The sequence below is a fragment of the Paenibacillus lycopersici genome (assembly GCF_010119935.1).
Taxonomy (GTDB): domain Bacteria; phylum Bacillota; class Bacilli; order Paenibacillales; family Paenibacillaceae; genus Paenibacillus_Z; species Paenibacillus_Z lycopersici.
In genome coordinates, this window is the sequence record NZ_CP048209.1 from 1,121,120 (window position 1) to 1,142,330 (window position 21,211).

General features: G+C 53.1%; 7 protein-coding genes and 1 pseudogene. All 8 read left to right on the forward strand.

What is annotated here, in order from left to right:
• The first annotated feature begins 117 nt into the window (after window positions 1-117).
• On the forward strand, window positions 118-1,911 hold the full coding sequence (locus GXP70_RS04905) for a sensor histidine kinase (RefSeq protein WP_162355437.1): 1,794 nt from the start codon (window positions 118-120) through the stop codon (window positions 1,909-1,911).
• Window positions 1,886-3,469, forward strand: coding sequence for a response regulator transcription factor (locus GXP70_RS04910; protein ID WP_162355438.1), 1,584 nt, complete (start codon window positions 1,886-1,888; stop codon window positions 3,467-3,469). The genes GXP70_RS04905 and GXP70_RS04910 overlap by 26 nt, the downstream gene beginning before the upstream one ends.
• Before the next feature lie 18 nt (window positions 3,470-3,487).
• A pseudogene (locus GXP70_RS04915) lies at window positions 3,488-3,646 on the forward strand (YciI family protein); the annotation flags it as partial.
• A 352-nt stretch (window positions 3,647-3,998) separates the two neighbouring features.
• Window positions 3,999-5,438 carry an alpha/beta hydrolase gene (locus GXP70_RS04920; protein WP_162355439.1) on the forward strand — a complete coding sequence of 480 codons (1,440 nt, stop codon included), beginning with the start codon at window positions 3,999-4,001 and terminating at the stop codon, window positions 5,436-5,438.
• Between the two features lie 197 nt (window positions 5,439-5,635).
• Window positions 5,636-14,593 (forward strand): fibronectin type III domain-containing protein, encoded by an 8,958-nt coding sequence (locus tag GXP70_RS04925; RefSeq protein ID WP_162355440.1) that lies wholly within the window; start codon window positions 5,636-5,638, stop codon window positions 14,591-14,593.
• Between the two features lie 100 nt (window positions 14,594-14,693).
• Entirely contained in the window at window positions 14,694-16,265 is a 1,572-nt protein-coding gene (locus GXP70_RS30160) for an S-layer homology domain-containing protein (RefSeq protein ID WP_318652432.1), read from the forward strand.
• Between the two features lie 259 nt (window positions 16,266-16,524).
• Entirely contained in the window at window positions 16,525-19,629 is a 3,105-nt protein-coding gene (locus tag GXP70_RS04935; RefSeq protein ID WP_162355442.1) for an ATP-binding protein, read from the forward strand.
• A 13-nt stretch (window positions 19,630-19,642) separates the two neighbouring features.
• Window positions 19,643-20,737 (forward strand): BTAD domain-containing putative transcriptional regulator, encoded by a 1,095-nt coding sequence (locus tag GXP70_RS04940; protein WP_162355443.1) that lies wholly within the window; start codon window positions 19,643-19,645, stop codon window positions 20,735-20,737.
• Window positions 20,738-21,211 lie beyond the last annotated feature (474 nt).

Below are 21,211 nucleotides of genomic sequence, written 5' to 3' on the forward strand. Positions count from 1 at the left end.
GCAAGCGCGAACCGGTAACCGGTTCGCGCTTTCCGCCATTTGTTTTATAATAGATTTTACGTTAATAGAAGCTTACGTTGATGCCGCAGGCCGCGGCCCGGCAAGGAGGACGTCCGCATGACGCTGCGCCAGAAAGTGATCGTGGCGTTCGGTTTAATTACCGTGCCGCTGGTCGCGTTCTTGCTCTACACCAATTATTATTCCAGCAAGGTCGTCCGCGAGCAGGCGGCAGGTTACAATGCCGGGCTGCTGACGCTCTACGGGGACCAGCTCGATCAGACGCTGGAGACCGGCAACAGCTACCTGTACCGGCTGGCCAACCAGGAGCCCGTCATTCGTTCCCTCGTCTATCATGCCGGCGATCTGGACGAATATACGATGACCCGGGTCGCCGTCAGCTCGAGATTGTACGCGGACTTCCAGTACAACCCGAGCATGTATCTCGAATTCGTGTACAACCCGAATAACCGCGATCTGATCATGGCCCAGCCGAATGAGAAATCGTACGAGGAAGCGGAGGGCATCGCAAGCTATCTGAAAGGACTGTTCGAGGGCGCCGGTCAAGGAGATCGGATCGCGCCGTTCGAGCTGCTGTGGCAGCATTGCAGCATCGGCGGCGACTCGTTCCTGCTGCGCATCGTCCAGACGGATACGAATACGTACGCCGGCGCTTTGATCCGGCTGGACGTGCTTATGAAGCCGCTGCAACTGATTGCGCGCGACCAAAGCATTCATGCGTATTTCCTGAGCCGCGAGGGAGCATGGCTCACGCCCGGTCCGCCGCCGGACGCGGCCGCCGAAGGCAGCGCGGCGATTGTCGCAAGCGCAAGCGACAACGGCAGCGGCAAGCGGGCCTACCGCACGGTTCGCGGCGCCGAGAAGTACCTGATGGTCAGCCATCCGCTCGGCTTGTGCGACCTGGTGCTGGCCGTTATGATTCCCGAGAAGGTGATGCTGCAGCAGGTGCCGATGTTCCAGCGCATCGGGTACGTGATTCCGTTCGCCGCCGGCATCGTGCTGCTGATCTTCCTGGCGTACGTGCAAAATCTGGTCATCGATCCGATGCAGCGGCTCGTCAAGGGGATGCGCCAACTGAGCAAGGGGAATCTGGATACCCGTCTGGCAGCGGGCCGGTCTGCAGAATTCGCTCTTATCGGCGAGACGTTCAACAATATGGCTTCGGAAATCCAGGATTTGAAAATCCATGTCTATGAAGAGGAAATTCGCTCCCAGAAGGCCGAGATCAAACAGCTGCAGCTGCAGATGAATCCGCACTTCCTGTTCAACTCGCTCAACATCATCTACAATCTTGCCGAGACGGGCAGGGTTCGGCTGATCCAGCAAATGACCCGTCATATGGTCGAGTACCTGCGGTTCTTCGCCCGGTTGAAGGAGCATGCGATCACGGTACGCGAGGAGCTTGCGAACGTCGAGCATTATATGAACATCCAGAAGCTGCGATTCCCGAGGCATCTGGCGTACGAGTGGGAGATGGAAGACGCGGCGGCAGCTGCGCAGCTGCCGCCGCTCACCGTTCAGCCGTTCGTCGAGAACGCGCTCAAGCACGGTTTTTCGAACGGCAGGGATCTGTTTTGCGTAACGGTGCGGGCGCGCGTCCTCGACAGGGAAGGCCGCCGATTCATCGAGCTCGTCATCGAGGACAACGGGAAGGGATTCCCGGCTGGCTTGACGGAGCATTTGACCGAGACGCTAGCCGATCCGGCCTATACCAAGGCGCATATCGGCATATGGAACGTATATAACCACTTGAAGATTCAGTACCGGGGGGAAGCCGAGCTTCGCTTGTCCAATGTCGAGCCGAAGGGCGCGCGCGTCGTGATGGTCATTCCGTATCGCGTGTCCTCCCAGGAAGGAGAAGTTCAGGATGCTCAACCTATTGATCGTGGATGACGAGATATATGCCGTAGAGGGGCTGAGATTGGGCGTCCCCTGGGCGTCGCTGGGCTTCGGCCAAGTGTTCGAAGCCTATAACATCGAGGATGCGGCGGACATGCTGCGGCACAATGCCATCGATGTGGTTATATGCGACATCGAAATGCCGGGAGGCGACGGATTCGAGCTGCTGGAATGGATTCGTGCCGAGCAGCCTGGGCTGGTCACGTTGTTTCTGACCTGCCACGCCGAGTTTCACTACGCGCAGCGGGCGATTCAGCTGGGCTGCCACGACTATTTGCTGAAGCCGGTCGACTTCGGCGAGCTGACGGGCAAGGCGGGCAAGATCGCCGCGTCGATCGCGGCGGACAGGGAATGGGAGGCGGCGCAGGACAAGGCGAAAGCGTTCTGGGACCGGAAGAAACCGCTGCTCGTCGAGCGGTTCTGGCAGGATATGCTCGCCGCGCGCATCTCGGCATCCGGCGAATTGCTCGCCCGGGCTCTGCGGGAGTACGCCGTGCCGTTCGACTGCGAAGCGATGGACGTGCTGTCGATCTTGATCAGCGTGGAGCAGTGGACACAGCCGTTAAGCGAGCACGACGAGGAACTGATGGAGTACGCGGTGCGCAACGTAGCCGAAGAGATCGTCCTCCGGGGCGGACCGGGCTGCGCGCTGCAGGACGGGAGCGGCGCTAACGCGATCTTGATCTATTGCGGGAAGGGCGAGAAGCTGGATATGGAGGCGCTCGCATCGCGCTGCGAACAGTTTATCGGCTATTGCCGGGATAACTTCTACTGCAAAGTATCCTGTTACATCGGGGAGCCCGTGCCCATCGATCGGCTGAAGACGGTCTACGAGGCGCTGCTGAAGATGGAGTACGATAACATCAGCAGGTCGCATGTCGTCTATCGGTACGAGCGAGGCAGCGAGCCTGTCGAGCAGTTGAGCCCGATCGACATGTCCGAATGGCCGTCGCTGATCGAGCAGGGCGAATCGCAGCTGCTGCGTTCGCGCATTCATGATTCGCTGGTCGAGCTAAAGTTCGAAGGAGGCAGGGCCGACGCGCTTACGCTCTATTATCACGGCATGCTCCAGACGATCTATGTCGTCCTGCACAGACGGGGCAAGACCGTCCAGGAAGTATTCGCCGAAGCGCTTGCGCTCGTGCAGCCCCCGCCGCCCAAGACCATCCTGCAGATGGAGGAATGGGCATACGAGGTTACGGATACCGCGATTCGGTTCGTTAGAGGCGAGGAGGATTCGATCGTCCGCAAGATCAAACATCATATCCGGCATCGTCTCAGCGACAAAATCGAGCGCATGGAGCTTGCCCGGCTCGTCAGCCTCAACCCTGCCTACTTGTCGCGCCTGTTCAAGAAAGAAACAGGCGAATCGCTGACGGAATACATCCAGAGCGAGAAGATGAAGCTGGCCAGAGAACTGCTCCGCGGCAGCGACAAGCCGATCAGCGAAATCGCGCTAATCGCGGGGTACGGGAATATGTCGTACTTCTCCAAGGCGTTCAAGAAGCAATTCAATGTCAGCCCGCTGGCCTATCGGAAGGGACAAGCTTAATGTCGCTGGTCGGTTATGGTTACGGATGGCCCGTTTGCGGAATCGAAAGAATGGATTGCCGGGTTCTTCCTGATTGAAGTGAAGTCGAGGGAAGAGGCCATCGAGTGGGCCATGCGGTGTCCGGACCCGATGGGACATGGGGAAGGCCAGATCGAATTGCGTCAAGTAAATGAGTGACCAAAGTTAACCCCATAGCGACGGCCTATGAGGCTCACCGTAACGCGAGACGAATAAACCACCTTCAGGAGAAGACCATGTCGTACAACATGGAGGACTACCTGGAGGTGTTTTTTGCGTTGGCAATGCGGGTCAGCCAGCCGGCAGAAGTGAAGAGGAGCGAGCGTTTGCCATATGCTGGAGGGCTTGCTTAAAATATTTGCTGCGCGGTATGCCGACATGCCAATAATGCCAATTGTTGGCTGGACATGCCGGGTGGTCCCGCGTAAAATGCAATAGGATAAAAGATCTACTTGGTTCTATAGATATAGATTTCACTCATTATCAAACTTGAAGCGTGGAGTGATTATGGATGTTGGCAACTCTGGAAGAGTTGATAGCATTTGATTATCGGCAAGCGAAGATTGAAACAAATGAAACGATCATGCTTTTGCATGGGAACGGATTTAATTCGACGCTCTGGGGGAGCTTCGCGGATTTATTGAACGAGACATGCAACGTCATTCGAATCGATCTGCATGGAGAATGGGAAGGTCCCCTTTCGTGGAAAATGATTTGCGACGAGATTCACAAGCGAACGGAGCGGATCGGCGTGCAAGAGCTGCATCTGGTCGGCCATAGCTTTGGCGCGTCGCTAGCGATGAGTTACGCGGGGGCTTTTCCCGGTCAAGTACAATCGCTCGTATTAATCTCCAGCGTCTTGTTCTACCCTCCGAAAGAAGGAAGAGAGGTCATCGAGACTTATATCGAAACCATTCACAGCCATGGTTTGAACGCAACGATTCAAAACGAAATTGTTTCCCACCTCACGTTGCTTGAAACGGATAGCGCGCCGGTTCAAGCCATCATGAAGGCCTATTCCGAAACCAACGTGAACTTATATCTGAAACTATTAGAGCTGCAAATGATCGATCGTCCGTTCGAAGCTGCCAAAACGATTATCTGTCCGGTCCTATTGCTAGCCGGAGAGAAGGATAGCTTGTACCTGCCCGAACTGCAATCCATCACGACCGGCTATTTTGGAAACGCTACGTTATTGATCGTGCCGAACGCGGCGAATGCTTTATTTATCGATCAGCCCGAGTTGTCGGCAAGCTGGGTCATGGATTTTATCCGAAGGAAAATGAATAACACGGTTGCATTCACGAGAAGATGGAGCATCTCGAGCCATTTGCCGCTTTCGCTTCAGTCCTCCATGCATGCCGCGCTTACTCCGAATGTATTGCGCGTAACCCTTATCCATTCCTTTCGCGTGAGTCTGAACGGTTCGGAACTAAAAGCGGGATGGGACAAAAGATTTGCGAAAAACATTCTTGCCTTCCTGATTTTTAATCCCTCGTGTACCCGAGAAGAATTATGCGATGCGCTATTCCCGAATTTAAATCTGGTTACGGCTTTGAATAATTTAAGGGTGTATCTGAATTATTTGAAGAAGCTCCTGATCTTGCCGAATGGCACCTCGGTCTTGCATACAACGCGCAATGCCATACGACTCGATGCGGATATCGAATGCGATCTTGTCTTATTCTCGAGCACGCTGAAGGAGCTTATCTTTACGGATATCCAAGAACATACCGGTATGGCTCGCGCCAAAGAACTTCTAGGAACGGTCGAAGGCAATAAATTTTTGACAGGCATCTATGATCAGTGGTTCGTAGACCTGAAGTTTCGAACGGAAGAGCAGCTGGCCACGCTTTCGTCCATGGTGGCGTACTGGGAAGCAAGCATGAATCGTCATGATTCCGCGCTGTATTTCGAGAGTCTCTCCAACCAGTTCATACAACTCAATTGATAGAACATTCAATAGGCGACGACAACAGCCTCCTCACTGTGTCTGACTCTCGTTCAGATCCTGTAAGGAGGTGATTTTTTGTCGGAATGCCGGAATAGGGAGCCCATCGGTCGTGTAACGATTCGGTAACGGCGAATTTCCTATAATGGAAGCATTCATACAATTCGATCGAGAAAAATAGGGATGAGAGGGAAAAAATGCGATATCTATCGAAAAAACGGCTAGTCGTGTATCTCATCATTAATCTATTGGCATTTGTGGTGCCAAACTTCCCGGGTACAGTGAAAGTAGCCCATGCGGACTCGCCAGCTTGGTCGGAAGTGGGACAACCGTCACCGGGGTCAGTGAATTCCTTGTTGAATGTCGACGATATGCTGTATGCAGGGGGGGATACCGGCATATGGTCATACAATAGCGACACGTGGATGAAAATGAGCGGCTCTCCGGATTACAGTAGCGTGAGAGCCCTGGAGAATGTCGACGGCACGCTGTATGCGGGGGTATATGGCACCGGCATATATTCGTACAGCAACGGCACGTGGACGTGGGTGAACGGCTCGCCTTACAGCGTGACAGCCTTGGAGAATATCAACGGTACGCTGTATGCGGCGACGCATTTCTCCGGCGTATGGTCGTACAGTAACGGCGTGTTGACGCAGATGAGCGGCTCGCCGGAGTATGTGACTACCTTGTTGAATGTCGACGGTACGCTGTATGCGGGGACATATTACACCGGCATATGGTCATACAGTAACGGCGCGTGGACGCAGATGAGCGGCTCGCCGGTGGATGTAGTTTCCTTGCTTCATGTTGATGGCGAGCTGTACGCAGGGACGGAAGGCCTCGGCATATGGTCATACGGTAACGGTACTTGGCTCCGAATGGACGGTTCGCCGGAGTATGGCAATATAACTGCCTTGGAGAATGTGAACGGCACGCTATATGCTGGGGCAAACGGCATCGGCGTATGGGCGTACAGTAACGGCATATGGACGCAAATGAGCGGTTCGCCGGAACTTGTAGATTCCTTGTTAAATGTCAACGGTACGTTGTATGCGGGTGGATATGACGGTGTCATGCAGCTGACGGCATATTATTCCAGTGTACCGGCTAATCTCAAAGCCGGCAGCACGACGTCCGAATCTACTACGCTGACGTGGGATGCCGTACCTGGAGCGATTGCCTACAACATCTACAAGAACGGGGACCATGCAGCGATTGCCACCGTGACCAGTCCTGCCTATATCGTGAACGGATTAACTCCGAACACTGCGTATACGTTTACGGTGAGTGCAATTAACGGAACCGAGTCGGCTCGAAGCGGCGCGATCAATGTCGTAACTATGCCGAATAATCCGACTGGCCCGACAGACCCGAATGGCCCGACAGACCCAGCAGACCCGGCAGACCCGTTAACTTGGTCGCAAGTAGGCGTATCGCCCCCAAATGTAACCTCCTTGCTGAATGTCGACGGTACGCTGTATGCGGGGACGACTAAATATGTATGGTCATACGGTAACGGTCAGTGGACGCGGATGGACGGCTCGCCACGCTATGTGTACGCCTTGCTGAATGTCAACGGTACGTTATATGCGGGCACACTCGATGGTTCTAATGACATATGGTCATACAGTGACGGCACGTGGACGCCGATGAACTCGCCACGCTACGTGTACGCCTTGGTGAATGTGGACGGTACGCTGTATGCGGGGACAATGAGTGGCGTATGGTCATACAGTAACGGCAGCGCGTGGACGCTGATAAACGATTCGCCAAGCAGTATACAAACCTTGCTAAATGTTAACGGAACACTATACGCGGGAGCATTTTATGATAGTTCTAATGACGTATGGTCATATGGCAACGGCACATGGACGCAGATGGACGGGTCTCCGTACGGTATTACTAACTTACTGAATGACAACGATACGCTGTATGCGGGGACCTATAATGGCGGCGTATGGTCATACAGCAATGGCACGTGGACGCAGATGGACGGCTCGCCATCTCATGTAAATTCCTTGCTGAACGACAACGGTACGCTCTACGCGGGGGCAACTAATGGTGCTAATGACGTATGGTCATACAGCAACGGCAAGTGGACGCAGATGAACGGCTCGCCGTCCCGTGTGTACTCTTTGCTGAATGTCAACGGTACGTTGTACGCAGGCGGGGATTTCGGAGTGGAACAACTGTCGCATACTTCCAGTACGCCAATCAATCTGGAAGCCAGCGGCACGACGTCCGAATCCACTACGCTGACGTGGGATGCGGTACCGGGAGCGACTGCGTACAACATCTATAAGAACGAAAGCGCTGCGGCGATCGCCACCGTGACCAGTCCTGCCTATACAGTTAACGGACTAGCTTCCAACACCATGTATACGTTTACGGTAGTTGCACGCAATGAAATGGAATCGGACCAGAGAGGGAAGCTCAATGTCTTAACTACACCGAATAGCCCGACGCGCCTTGTGGTAACGGAAGGGGACAAGCAAGTCGTGTTAGCCTGGGGCCGCGTATCAGGCACAGGGACAGTAACTTATAGTATCTATGAAGGAACATCGCCCGGTTCGTATAGTACAAATCCGATTGCAACGGTGACTGATTCTACCTTTACGGCAACAGGATTGGTGAACGGCACAAGATACTATTATGCGGTAAAGGCAAGTAATGCAGGGGGAAGCAGCGGCTACTCCGAAGAAGTGGATGTTACACCACAATCCAAATTCTCAGTCATATACCATGGCAATAGGGCAATGTCTGGTGATGTGCCAATCGACAACAGCCTCTATACATCGGGAGACACAGTGCGAGTGTACGACAATATTGGAAAGCTGGCACAGCCAGGCTACATATTCGCTGGATGGAACACGACTGCGGACGGCAGCGGAACGAGCTTCGCTCCTGGTGCAACGTTAACGATGGGTGAAGCGAATTTAACGCTTTATGCGCAATATACAATGGATAATGAGGCTCCGAAGGTGATTAGTATATCTCCTTCTGAATCTTCAATACTCCCTGCAAATCCCGTCATAAATGTGCTTGCTTCGGATAACTACAAGCTTTCGAAAGTAACAATCGAATACCAGAAAGTCGGAGCACCGGCTGATCAATGGAACGAGCTGGGAACTAAGGATCTGAATGCCTCTAGTGATGTTGTATCGCTAGTTTGGAACACCTCTTCATCAATTAGCGGTACTTACAAATTACGAACTGTGGTTTATGACCAGGCAGGCAACGCAAGTACGCCGAAGGATGTTTTATATCGTCTTGATGTAGATCCGCCAGCCACGCCTATTGTTACTGCTTCGCCTGGCGGATGGAAGATAGATCTCTCTTGGACATCCGGTAATGAAACAGACCTTGCCGGGTTCAGGATATTTAAGAGCTTAACACCGGAGGGGCCATTCAATTTTGTTACTGAAACGAAGTTAACTTCGTATACGGATGTTCCGCTTGCACCAGGAAGTAATTACTACTACAAGGTTGAAGCAGCCGATCGATACGGCAATGCAAGCATGAGCGAAGAAACGTCTGCTTCTCCGCTCAGTCAGGACCCCTTTGCCCCGAAGGCTAAGGCGGGTAACAACCAGAATGCAACTGTCGGAATGGAAGTCGCCTTCGATGGTAAGCGATCTAGCGACAATGACAGAATTGCCGCCTATTCATGGGACTTTGGAGACGGGACAACCTCCGACTTAGCTCAGCCGACACACAGTTATAATTCGGCAGGAAGCTATACGGTTGCGTTGACGGTTACGGACCCTGCCGGAAACGCGGCAAGCGATACTATGATCGTGACCGTGTATCCGGAGCAGCAGGAAACACTGCAGGTCAAGGTAATTGACGGCGATACCGGAGCGGTCATTCCCGGGGCAAATGTGTATGTGAATTTCTCCGATCATGCGGCGAAGGATTATATGACGGACGGTAACGGTACGGCTGCAATTGTAGCCGTACCAGGCAAGTACGAGGTTTCTGCATACAAGACAGGGTATCTGCCTGCTGAAGTCACGTCGGAAGTTAACCAGCACCAGGAAACGCAAGTGACGGTAAGCATCAAAAAAGGAAAGCTTGTCGTTGGAGAACCGAATGTTCACCGTATGTCGCTGGAGGAAATCGTAGCCGCAGGTATCGATGCCAATGCTCCCGAGAACCAACATGTATTTAAATTCGAGGTTCGCCTGACATTTGCCCAGCAGCCGCTGCCTGTAGAATATCTCATATTAAACGGCCATGGAGACATATTAAGCGGCGGCGGCCCTATAGCCTATGGAGACGGTGGAGTCGGGAGCGGCTCGTTCGCAAGATACGCCTATCCCAAAGCCATCGTGTATGCAAACCATCCTGAAATACCGCCAACCCTTGCCTTCCTTACCGTTCCCAAGGAAGTCTCATGGCAAAAGGAGTTTTTTGAAGTAGGGCTGTCCTTGCAGAATATGGCGGATCCGCAGTTTGTAATTGCAAACGCAACAGCTGCATTAAAGCTTCCGGAAGGACTTACGCTTGCTCCTGCAGCGGAAGAACAAAGTCCTATCATTCGAATAGGAGACATTGCCGGACAGGAAACAAAAGAAGTGAATTGGATTGTCAGAGGAGACAGAGAGGGCAGCTACGATCTTGAAGCCGATTTCAACGGAACATTGATGCCGTTCTCCGCCCCCGTAAATACGACGTTTAAAACATCGGAACCCTTCCGCGTTTGGGGTGGGAGTGCACTGCATATCTATGTGGAGGCGGAAGATTCGGCTTATCTCGGCGAGCAGTATTATGTTCAGTTTAGAATCAAGAACGAGTCTGACGCACCGATCTATAACTTAAAGACAAACTTCGGCGCATACAGCGAGCCGACGCCCGTACATGAAGTCGTTATTATCGGTCCGAACGGGAGCAAAACGAAGGAAAGATACGAGGCCGGCGCATCATTCTACATGTCTTCGATTGATGCAGGGAAGTCTCTCCCGATCCTCCAGACAGGCGATTCGGTAGGAATCGGGGTGCTTAACCCGGGAGAAAGCCTGTCCGGCACTTACGTTACGAACTTTAGCGCTGCGGGAGACCGGGATGAGGTTTATTACAGGCTGAAAGATGCTTTCTCGGTCACATCCGGCGGCAGTACGACGGAAGTGCCTGTAACCATATCAACCGTACCTAGCCATATTACAAAATATAAAGAAGTAATTGATGATGGTTCGATGTGGGCGGATCCGGTAGATACCACCACCGGCGCCGATGTGATCGAAAGAAGGGATTTAAGCGTCATGGGCGCGGGCTCCCACGAGTTCTCCTTCGATCTCCGGTACAACTCCTTGTTATTAAATGACGGGTCTATGGGCAAAGGCTGGAGTCACAACTACGAAACAAGGCTCGAGCCAAAAGAAGACGGAACGATCTTGGTGTACTGGTCTCCGTCAAACTATACGAAGTTCTTTAGCAAGGATTTCATCGACGGACAGGTATATGGAAGCAAGGGAGCGGATGGTACCGTTCTGCTCTCGAACGCAGACCATGGATCGTCAGAACAGGAGTATGACTCCAAAACCTCTGGCATGACGGAATATGCATTGAAGAAGAAGTCGGATGGTACATATTCACTGGCATATGGGAACAAGAACGCCTATTTCTTCGATGAATCAGGGAAACTTACTGGAATACAGGATAAGGATGGTCACAATATCACGCTCACAAGCTCCGAAGGAAAACTTGTAATCGCTGAGGCGATAACAGATCAGACGTTGACGGTTAGTTACAATGCCCAAGGGCAAGTCGAACGTGTGTCCGACAAAATGGGAAGGACGGTTTCATTCCGATATGACGCGAATGCGTTCCTAACCGCAATCACGGATGTGAATGGGAATACAACAACCTATACGTATGATTCGGCAGGACATGTTCTTACGGGAACTGACGGAGAGGGAGTAACCTTCTTTGCGAATACGTATGATGATAAAGGCAGAGTCCTAACTCAGGATGATGGAGTAGCAGGTAATCAGCTGACTCGGTTTAGTTACGATGATACATCTGATTCTTGGGGAGAAATCGTGACTATCACGGAGAGAAACGGTGAAACGAGAAAACATGCAAGCGATAGATTCGGACAACTTTCATGGATTCAAGATGAGCTCGGCAATAAAACCGCTTATGCTTACGATTCTCGGGGAAATCGGATCAGTGAAACCGACGCGAAAGGAAATACAAGCCATTATACCTATGATTCTCATGGCAACTTAATTACGATCACCGACCCGGCGGGACATGCAGAGACCATGGCTTATGATGATCAAGATCATTTAATCTCGATCGCGAATGCAGCCGGCGAGAAAATTATTAACACCTACGATAGTCATGGCCACCTTACGAGTACGACCGATGCGATGGGCAATACCACGAACTATACGTACGATGATAACGGTTTTGTTGTATCCAAAACTTCGCCGGGGAAAGGAAGAACAGTTTTCAATTACGAAAACGGTCTTCTTCATTCGGTAACGGATCCGACCCATAAACAGACAACGTATACTTACGATCAGGCTGGAAGGGTCATAAGCATCAGTGACGAGGAAGGGATCGTCACGGCCATCGCTTATAGTAACATGAGTCAAATATTACGTTTAACGGACGCTATGGGGAACACGATCTCCTATACGTACGACAGTCGTGGGCATAAATTAACCGAAACCGATGCCAGCGGCAACATGACAAAATTCCGGTACAATGGAAACGGAGATCTAATCAGCCAGACGGATGCCTTGAATCATACGACCCACTACAGTTATGAAGGAGAAGGCCGCTTAACGGAAATCATGGATTCTTTAGGGAATACGACAAGAATGATCTATGATGCTAAAGGCCAACTGACGGGTATTACGGATCCTTCAGGAAATACTTCGCAGATCCAATATGATTCCGTAGGCAATGCAATCGGCAATACGGATGCGCTAGGTCAAACGACCTCAAGCAGAAGTTACGATGCAGTAGGCAATCTTTTATCGGAAGTCGATGCATTAGGGAATGCGACGACCTACCGCTATGATTCTCTGAATCGTTTGGTAGATGCAACGGATCCCTTGGGGAGAAGCACCCGGTACCAATACGACGATAATAATCGGCTCGCGCAAGTCGTCGATGCGCTCCAGGGACTGAGCAGCCAGGGGTTTGATCGTGACGGCAATCGCACTTCATTAACGGATCCCAACCACAACAAGACCACGTTCGATTTCGACGCAGCAGGTCGATTAACCGGAGTAAACAGTGATTCCGGGAATGCGATAACGTATGAATACAACGCCAGAGGCCTGATCTCGAAATCGACCAACGGACGCGGTCAAGAAACCGATTATACGTATGACGATTCCGGGCGGTTACTTAACTTTACCGATCCTGTTGGAACGGTATCGTATACGTATGATTCCAACGGAAATGTTCGGAGTGCGCAAGATGCCTTGGGAACGATTAGCTGGGAATATGATGCAATGAATCAAGTAACCCGGTACGAAGATGCGTATGGAAATACGATTCAATACAGTTACGATGATGCAGGAAATTTAAAAACACTGACGTATCCCGACGGGAAAACCGTAAGCTATGACTATGACTCGGCTTATCGGCTTATCCAGGTAACGGATTGGTCGGGAAGAAAAACACGGTACGGCTATGATGCAAATGGTCGATTAGCCATGACGTCACGACCCGATGGTTCAATCGAACGCCGTATCTATGACAAAGCCGGCCAACTGGCGGAAATCAAAGATGTCGCCTCGGATGGAACGGTCATAACGGATGATCAGTACAGTTACGACTCGGTTGGAGATGTACAACAAGAAAGCCGGACAAGCGCGATGGGAGAGCAGTCTATTCCAGCATCTAGAGTGATGACGTATACCAAAGGCAATCGGTTAGCTACCGTTGACGGTAATGAAATCGCTTATGACGCCGATGGAAACATGCTAACAGGGCCATTGGGCGGAAAGATGGTTTCCTACCACTATGATGCGCGGAACCGATTAATAAACGTTAACCGCATTGCAGACGGTTCCGATTCGACAAGCGCTTATCAGTACGATGCGCTTAATAATCGAGTCGGCATGATGCTGAATGGACAAGCATCTCGATATGTAATCAACCCGCAAGCATCCCTTACTCAATTATTGATGGTAACGGATGATCGCGGAGTGCCCCAAACTAACTATGTATACGGGATAGGATTAATCGGACAGGAGGATTCGCAGGGCGACTATCTAACGTATCACTTCGATCGGCGCGGAAGCACCGTTGGTCTAACGGATGAGCAGGGGAAGGTAATCGATCGTTTCGAATATTCCCTGTTCGGCGAGATCATTGAACATGAAGGGAATAGATCGACTCCATTCCTCTACAGCGGTCGAGATGGGGTCATGACAGATTCGAATGGTCTCTACTATATGAGAGCTCGATATTATAATCCCGAGATTCGGCGTTTTATTAATGAAGACACCCTATTGGGATCCATTGCGAACAGTCAAGAATTGAATCGGTATGCTTATGCGCAAGGTAATCCGGTAAGCCACATTGATCCCGGCGGGCATTGGGTCGGGTATGATGATGCGGTCGCAGCCGGGGTTGGGGCTGCGACGGGTTTAACTGGCCAATACATCAGCGATGTCGTAGCGAATTTATCCAATGGAAAAACCGGTTTATCGGCATTTGCCCCGACAAGCGGTTGGAATGCCTACACAGGTTCAGCAGTAGGCGGTGCAATTACAGGCGTATCCGCACTGTATGGGCCGGTTGGCATTGCTGTGGGCAATGTCGTAGGGAGTGCTGCCGGAAGTGCGATTAATCAGATTGGAGATCGATGGAGCTGGAAAGAGTTTGCCGCCGATACTGCGGTAGGGTCCTTGATTGGCAGTATCCATGCTCCCGTTAAAGCGGTGAAAATCCAGGGCGTGAATGCAGGCAGAGGAAACTGGGGATCTTCATTTGATGGACTTGTTACTAAAGTGAAGAAAGGGTCCGTTACAAACATTAGAACGGAAACAATGGTACATGCAGGTATTTCTAAATATGTAGATGATTTGGCGGAGACAGGAAAAAGCGGAGTGTTTAATGGATTCTGGCAATACCAGAAAGATCGGAGTGCCCTCTTCGGGGGCACTAACGCTAACTATAACTAGTATAGAGCTTAGCGGGCGATGAGACGAAGACGGACTGGAGTATATGACTTGAAGATCCAGCCATGTATTCAAACTGTGGGAACGACTAATTTTGAAAGAGGTGAGATCAATTCGTCGATTCAGAAGCATCGCAATCATACTAGTATTCTTGTTCGGCTTCAGCACCGTCGCGAAGGCTGCGACCTATACGTACGATCAACTGAACAGGCTTACTTCGGTGACCTACGATAACGGAGTGACCGTCACTTATACGTACGATGCTGCAGGGAATCTATTATCTGTCGTCAGCTCCGCCGACCAGGACAACGCTGGTGGAACAGGCGGCACGGGCGGTACTGGAGGAACAGGTGACACCGGTGGTACGGGCGGCACTGGGGGCACCGGTGATGCAGGCGGCACGGGTGGTACTGGCGGCACCGGTGGTACAGGCGGTACGGGCGGTACAGGCGGCACCGGTGGAACAGGCGGCGCAGGTGGTACAGGCGGCACAGGTAACACCGGTGGTACAGGTAACACTGGCGGTACTGGCGGAACAGGTGACACCGGTGGTACGGGCGGCACTGGGGGCACCGGTGATGCAGGCGGCACGGGTGGTACAGGTGGTACCGGCGGAACGGGTGACACCGGTGGTACAGGTAACACCGGCGGTACTGGCGGTACCGGCAGCATTGGGGGAACAGGCGGTACAGCTGCGACCACGCAGCCTTTGAATGATCCTGCTGACGGGAAGTTAACCCTTCCCGCGGGCGATTCAGGCAAGGCAAGCTTAGGGAATGAAGTGACGGTTTCGATTCCTGCGGGGGCTAGCGGCCAGGCATTGGTCCTGACGATTCATAAGTTGCAGGATATCCAATCGCTCTTAACGAATCATGAAGTGCTGGCGAGTCCGATATTCGAAATTTTGAAGAACTTCTCGGGCAATTTCCAAAAGCCGGTCAAGCTGACCTTTACGTTCGATCCGGCCAAAGTAGGCAGTGGCCAGACGGTAGCCGTATTCTATTATGACGAAACCGCGAAGGCATGGGTGGAAGTAGGAGGCACGGTCGATGGCAATGAAATTGCCGTCGAAGTCAACCACTTCACGAAGTACGCCGTCATGGTCGTGGATAAGAAAGAAATGGCTGCAGCTCCGAACGTCGATTTCAGCGATATCGACGGGCATTGGGCCGAAGCCAAAATCAGGCAAGCGGCAAGCGGCGGGATCGTCAGCGGTTACCCGGACGGCACGTTCAAGCCGAATAAAACGGTGACGCGCGCGGAATTCGCCGTCATGCTGATGCATGCATGGAAGCCGCAAGGCGAAGGAGCGGCTTTGACGTTCAAGGACTCGGCAAGAATCGGAGCCTGGGCGCGGACGGCAGTCGCGCAAGCGCTGCAAGCCGGCATCATTAATGGCGACGATGCCGGTAATTTCCGCCCGGATGCGGTCATTACGCGCGCCGAGATGGCCGTCATGATTGCGAGGACGATCGGCGGGACCGACCGAACGGACGCCGCAGCCGGTTTTGCCGATGACAAGGACATCCCGGCTTGGGCGAAGAGCAGCGTTGCGATCGTGAAGCAGGCCGGGATCGTTCAAGGAAAAGGCGGTAACCGGTTTGCGCCATGGGATCATGCAACAAGAGCGGAGGCCGTGACGATCCTGCTGAATCTGTTGGGCGCTAATAAATAAGTAAACCTGTTCGCCGAATTTAGTTATGTAACAAGAGAGTGGAGCTGCCGGCGCAGCTCCACTCTTTGGCGTCCATGCCCATATATATGCCCAAGACAATAAAACCGGCCGCTGAATGCCGTCCGACGTCGTACAATCCGACATCCGCGGAAGGGATCTTGAAAAATTTGTCGAATTAAGCATATTCGTCAATACGCTTGACCAACCGGATCCCGTTAGCTCAGGACGGTTGATTTCAATACGATAAGAGTGGGTTGCCTTGTTTAAGAGATCGCTAATCGTCTGTCTGTTCGGCTTAATCGCTTTCTCCCTCATTCCATTGTCGATGCTGATGAATCATCATAACCAAACCGGCGAACTGCGCGTCCGGAATGGGATCATGGATCTCTCCGCATGGAATGACGAGCGGAATCCGATCATCAGACTCGACGGCGAATGGGAATTTTACTGGAATGAACTGCTGACGCCCGAGGATTTTCGCGATAAGGCGCCCGCCAACGCCGCCTATATGAAGGTGCCTTCCCGATGGAACGGCAAAATGGCAGATGGGCGGTCCTTGCCCTCATACGGTTACGCTACCTATCGGGTCGTATTGAAAAACATGCCGCTCAGCGGTGTTTTTGCGTTGAAGAAAAGCAATATCCGGTTTTCCAGCGCCATCTTCGTCAACGGACATAAGCTGCTCGAAGACGGGACGCCATCCGGGAATGCGGCGGAATATCGACCGGGCAACAGACCGCAATTCGGACTTTTCCCGCTGGACAAGGGGGATGCGGAGATCATCGTCCAGGTGGCCAACTACGATTACATCAATGCGGGCATTCCGATCTCCCTCTACTTCGGCGAGCAGGCTGCGATGATCAAGCACGAAGAGCAGAATACGACGCGCGAATTCGGCGTGCTTGCGATTCTCGGGGCGCTGGCGCTTATCTATCTGATTTGTTTTACGGCTGCGGCGATCTACCGCAATGTCGACTATTCGCTGCTCATCTTCGCGCTCGTCTGCGCGCTGTATGCCGTCTATCACGGCTTGATCGACGAACGAACCCTCATGTTATTTTTGCCTGACGCCGCGTTTGAAACCATGTACAGGGCGAAGGATATCGTTTCGATCGTCACGATGATACTGCTTGCCATGTTTTTCTACAAGATCAACAATCATATGATTTCCCTGAAGCTGCTGCGGGCTATATCGATTGTGCTGGGCGTCTTCGTGGTGCTGATCGGCATCGCCCCCATCCGTTTGTATATGGGCATTCAAGTCTATATCATTGCCATGTATGAAGCGATGCTGCTCTGGATGCTATGGAAATCCGCCGTCTTCTTCATCAGGAGCGAGGTTCACGGCCGGTTCAGAGCCTTGCTGCTGTTCATGGCGATTGTCGCGATCAATCTGTATTCGCTGGATATCATTTTGTTCGCCCTGTCCTTGAAGGGGAATCTCTGGGTCGCGCAGGCGTATATCGTCGTCTTCAACATCGTCGTCATCTTCCTGATCGTTCTCCGTTTCTTCGAAGCCTACCATACGATCGATGAGATGAAGAACCGGCTGCTGCAAGCCGATAAAATAAAAGACGACTTTCTCTCCAATACCTCGCATGAATTGAAGACGCCGCTCAATGCGATCGTCGGCATAACCGACACGCTGCTGAGGGGGATCGAGGGGCCGGTTACGGAGAGGCAGGCGCAGAATTTAGCGATTATTCTGGGCAGCGGCAGAAGACTCGCCAATCTCGTCAACGAATTGCTCGATTATTCCAAAATGAAGCATGGGGACATCGTGCTGCACACGAACAATACCGAGTTGAAGGCGACGGTCGATTCGGTGATGCGCATCCATTCGTTTCTGCTCGGCGGCAAGCCGATCGCGCTGATCAACGGCATACCGCAGGACTTCCCCGCCGTGCAGGCGGACGGCAACCGGTTGATTCAGATTTTCCATAATCTGATCGGCAATGCCATCAAGTTCACCGACCGGGGCGAGGTGACCGTATCCGCCAGAATGATCGGCGATGCGGCGGAGATCCGGGTTAGCGATACGGGGATCGGGATCGAGGCGTCCATGCGGGAGCGCATATTCCGCGCCTTCGAGCAGGGGGATCCTTCCGAGACCAGAAACTACGAAGGAACCGGTCTCGGCTTAAGCATCACCAAGAAGCTGGTGGAGCTCCATGGCGGCGCAATCGGGCTGGAATCCCGTCCCGGACAAGGCGCGGTATTCACGATTACGCTTCCGCGCGCGTATGCCCACGCGGAGGTCGACGCGGGACGGCAGGGAGAGGCGGCGTATCCGGATGCCGCGCTCCCGAAATCGGACTACCCCGTCTATATCCAGGGCGAGAGCAGCGAGCGAATTCTGGTGGCAGACGACGATTCCGCCAATCTGCAGGCGATGATCAACCTGCTTCGCTTGGAAGGGTACTCCCTCGTAACGGTCAATCGCGGGCAGATGGCGCTGGACGAGCTTGGCCGGACACCGGATTTCTCCCTTGTCATTCTGGACATTATGATGCCTGACATGTCTGGCTATGAGGTGCTGCAGGCAATCAGGGCGCGGTTCTCCTCCTTCGAGCTGCCTGTACTGATATTGACGGCGCGCAACATGGCGCACGACGCGGGGTATGCATTGGAGATCGGGGCCAACGACTTTGTCGGCAAGCCGTTCGAAACGGAGGAATTGACGGCCCGCGTCCGAAGCTTGACCCGATTGAAAGCTTCCGTGCGCAGCGCCGCGAACGCTGAAATCGCTTTTCTGCGTTCGCAGATCAATCCTCATTTTCTGTATAATGCCTTGAACGCGATCGCCGAATTATGCATTATCGAGCCTCGGAAGGCGGAAGAATTAACGCTGAATCTCTCGGAATACTTGAGAAGCAGCTTCGATTTCAAGGAGCTGAGCTCGCTCACGACGCTGCGCAGCGAGATGGAGCTTGTGGAAGCGTACGTGCATATCGAACGGGCGCGCTTCGGGAATCGGCTTGAGGTCGAGTACGAGGTGGAGGCGGACCTGAGCATCCGGATTCCTCCGCTGACCTTGCAGCCCTTGGTGGAGAATGCGATCAGACACGGCCTGCTGTCGACGTTCGACCGGGGGAAAGTAAGCATAACGGTGAGAAGAGAAACGTCGGGCGGGACGAAATTTATGGTTTCGGATAATGGATGCGGGATGAGCGAGCGCAGAATCCAGGACGTGCTGAACCTGGACGCGGATGCGAATGCGAATGCCGGCAAACGAGGCGTCGGATTGTGGAATATCGGCAGGAGGCTGAAGCATCTGTACGATACGGGCCTTCGCGTGGAGAGCGAAGAAGGGACGGGGACAACGGTGTCATTCGTCATTCCGGCGCATCCGTCCGAATGGTAAGGGGGAGAACGACATGCTAACGGCCATGATTGTAGATGATGAGGAGCTGTCGGTCAAGCGGCTGAGCAGACTGCTGCTCGAGAGCGGCGAGTTCGGCGAGTGCCATTCGTTCCTGCAGCCGTCGGAGGCGTATGAATTCGCGAAAACGAACCGGATCGATATCGCCTTCCTGGATATTGCCATGCCGAAAATGGACGGCATGACGTTGTCGGGCAAGCTGCGCGAGCTTGACGATTCCATACAGCTGGTGTTCGCGACCGGTTACGGAGACTATGCCGTACAGGCTTTCGATATCAGCGCATTGGACTATCTGCTGAAGCCGGTCACGGCGGAGCGGCTGAACCGGACATTAGGCAGGATCGACAAGAAGCGGAGCGGCGCTCCTTCCCTGCGCGTGCAGCTGTTGAACGAATTGAAGATATACAACCGGGACCGGCAAGCTGCGCCGATCAAGCTGCGAAGTCCGAAGACCGAAGAGCTGTTCGCCTTCCTCTTATGCAAGCGATCGGTGAGCCGGGAGGAAATCATTGAAACCTTATGGACCGATATGGAGACGGAGAAGGCGCTCAAAAACTTGAATTCGACGCTCTATTATATTCGCCAAGCGATCGATGCGGACAAGATCGGAAGCGTGATGCACGCGGGGAAGACGGAAATCCGCATGGAAGAGAACGGCATCGATTGCGATTTGTATCGCTTCGAGCGGCTGCTGAAGCAAATCCGGTCGGAGCCGGAGCGGGCGGACCAGCTGCTCCGGCAGGCGGAGGCGCTGTACGCGGGAGAGCTGCTGAAGGGCAAGACGTTCGAATGGATCACGCCGATACGACGCCGGCTCGAGCAGCAGTACATGGAACAGCTGGAAGCAGCGTATAGACGCCGCCTGGCGAATGACCGGCCGCTTGATTCCCTGCATGATTTAGGCGTCATCCTGAAGCTCGACCCGCTGCGGGAAGACATCCATCACGAGGTGATCCGCCTGCAGCTAGAATTAGGGAATCGCAACGAAGCGCTCCGCCAATATCACAGGCTGGAGCAGCTGCTGCAGCAGGAGCTGGGCACGAAGCCCGATTACCGATTGAAGGAGTATGTCCGGCGAATGATGCGCTAGCGCCGGACAAGGACGATAGGGGCGAAGGAAGGTATCGCGTGGATCGTTGAATCCAGCGTAATCACCGGTCAGCAAGCCGGTTGGCTAGATCCGAAGGCGTGCATGACGAGCGCGGAAATCGTGGTTGCGCTCCGCAGGCTGTTGCAGAATTGCGGTGTCTCGGGTTATCGAGAAAGTCCGACGCCGCCTAAGTCGCATGTACGGAAAGGAAGGCATCCCCCTCTAAGACTCACGGACACAGGTTCCGTTATTTGGGGGAAATCGGGCTTTTAGGGCAGCGCGCGGACACAGGATCCGTTAATGTCACCGAATGACAACGAAAACAGGCTAATCAGCCGATATAGCGGATCTCCTGTCCGCGAGCACACGAAAAAACGTCATAACGAAGCGAATAACGGAACTCCTGTCAACTCCAGTCCGCTTCCTAGCATCAACGGACGCACCGCGAACCAGCCGTCATGAATCCGGCTGGTT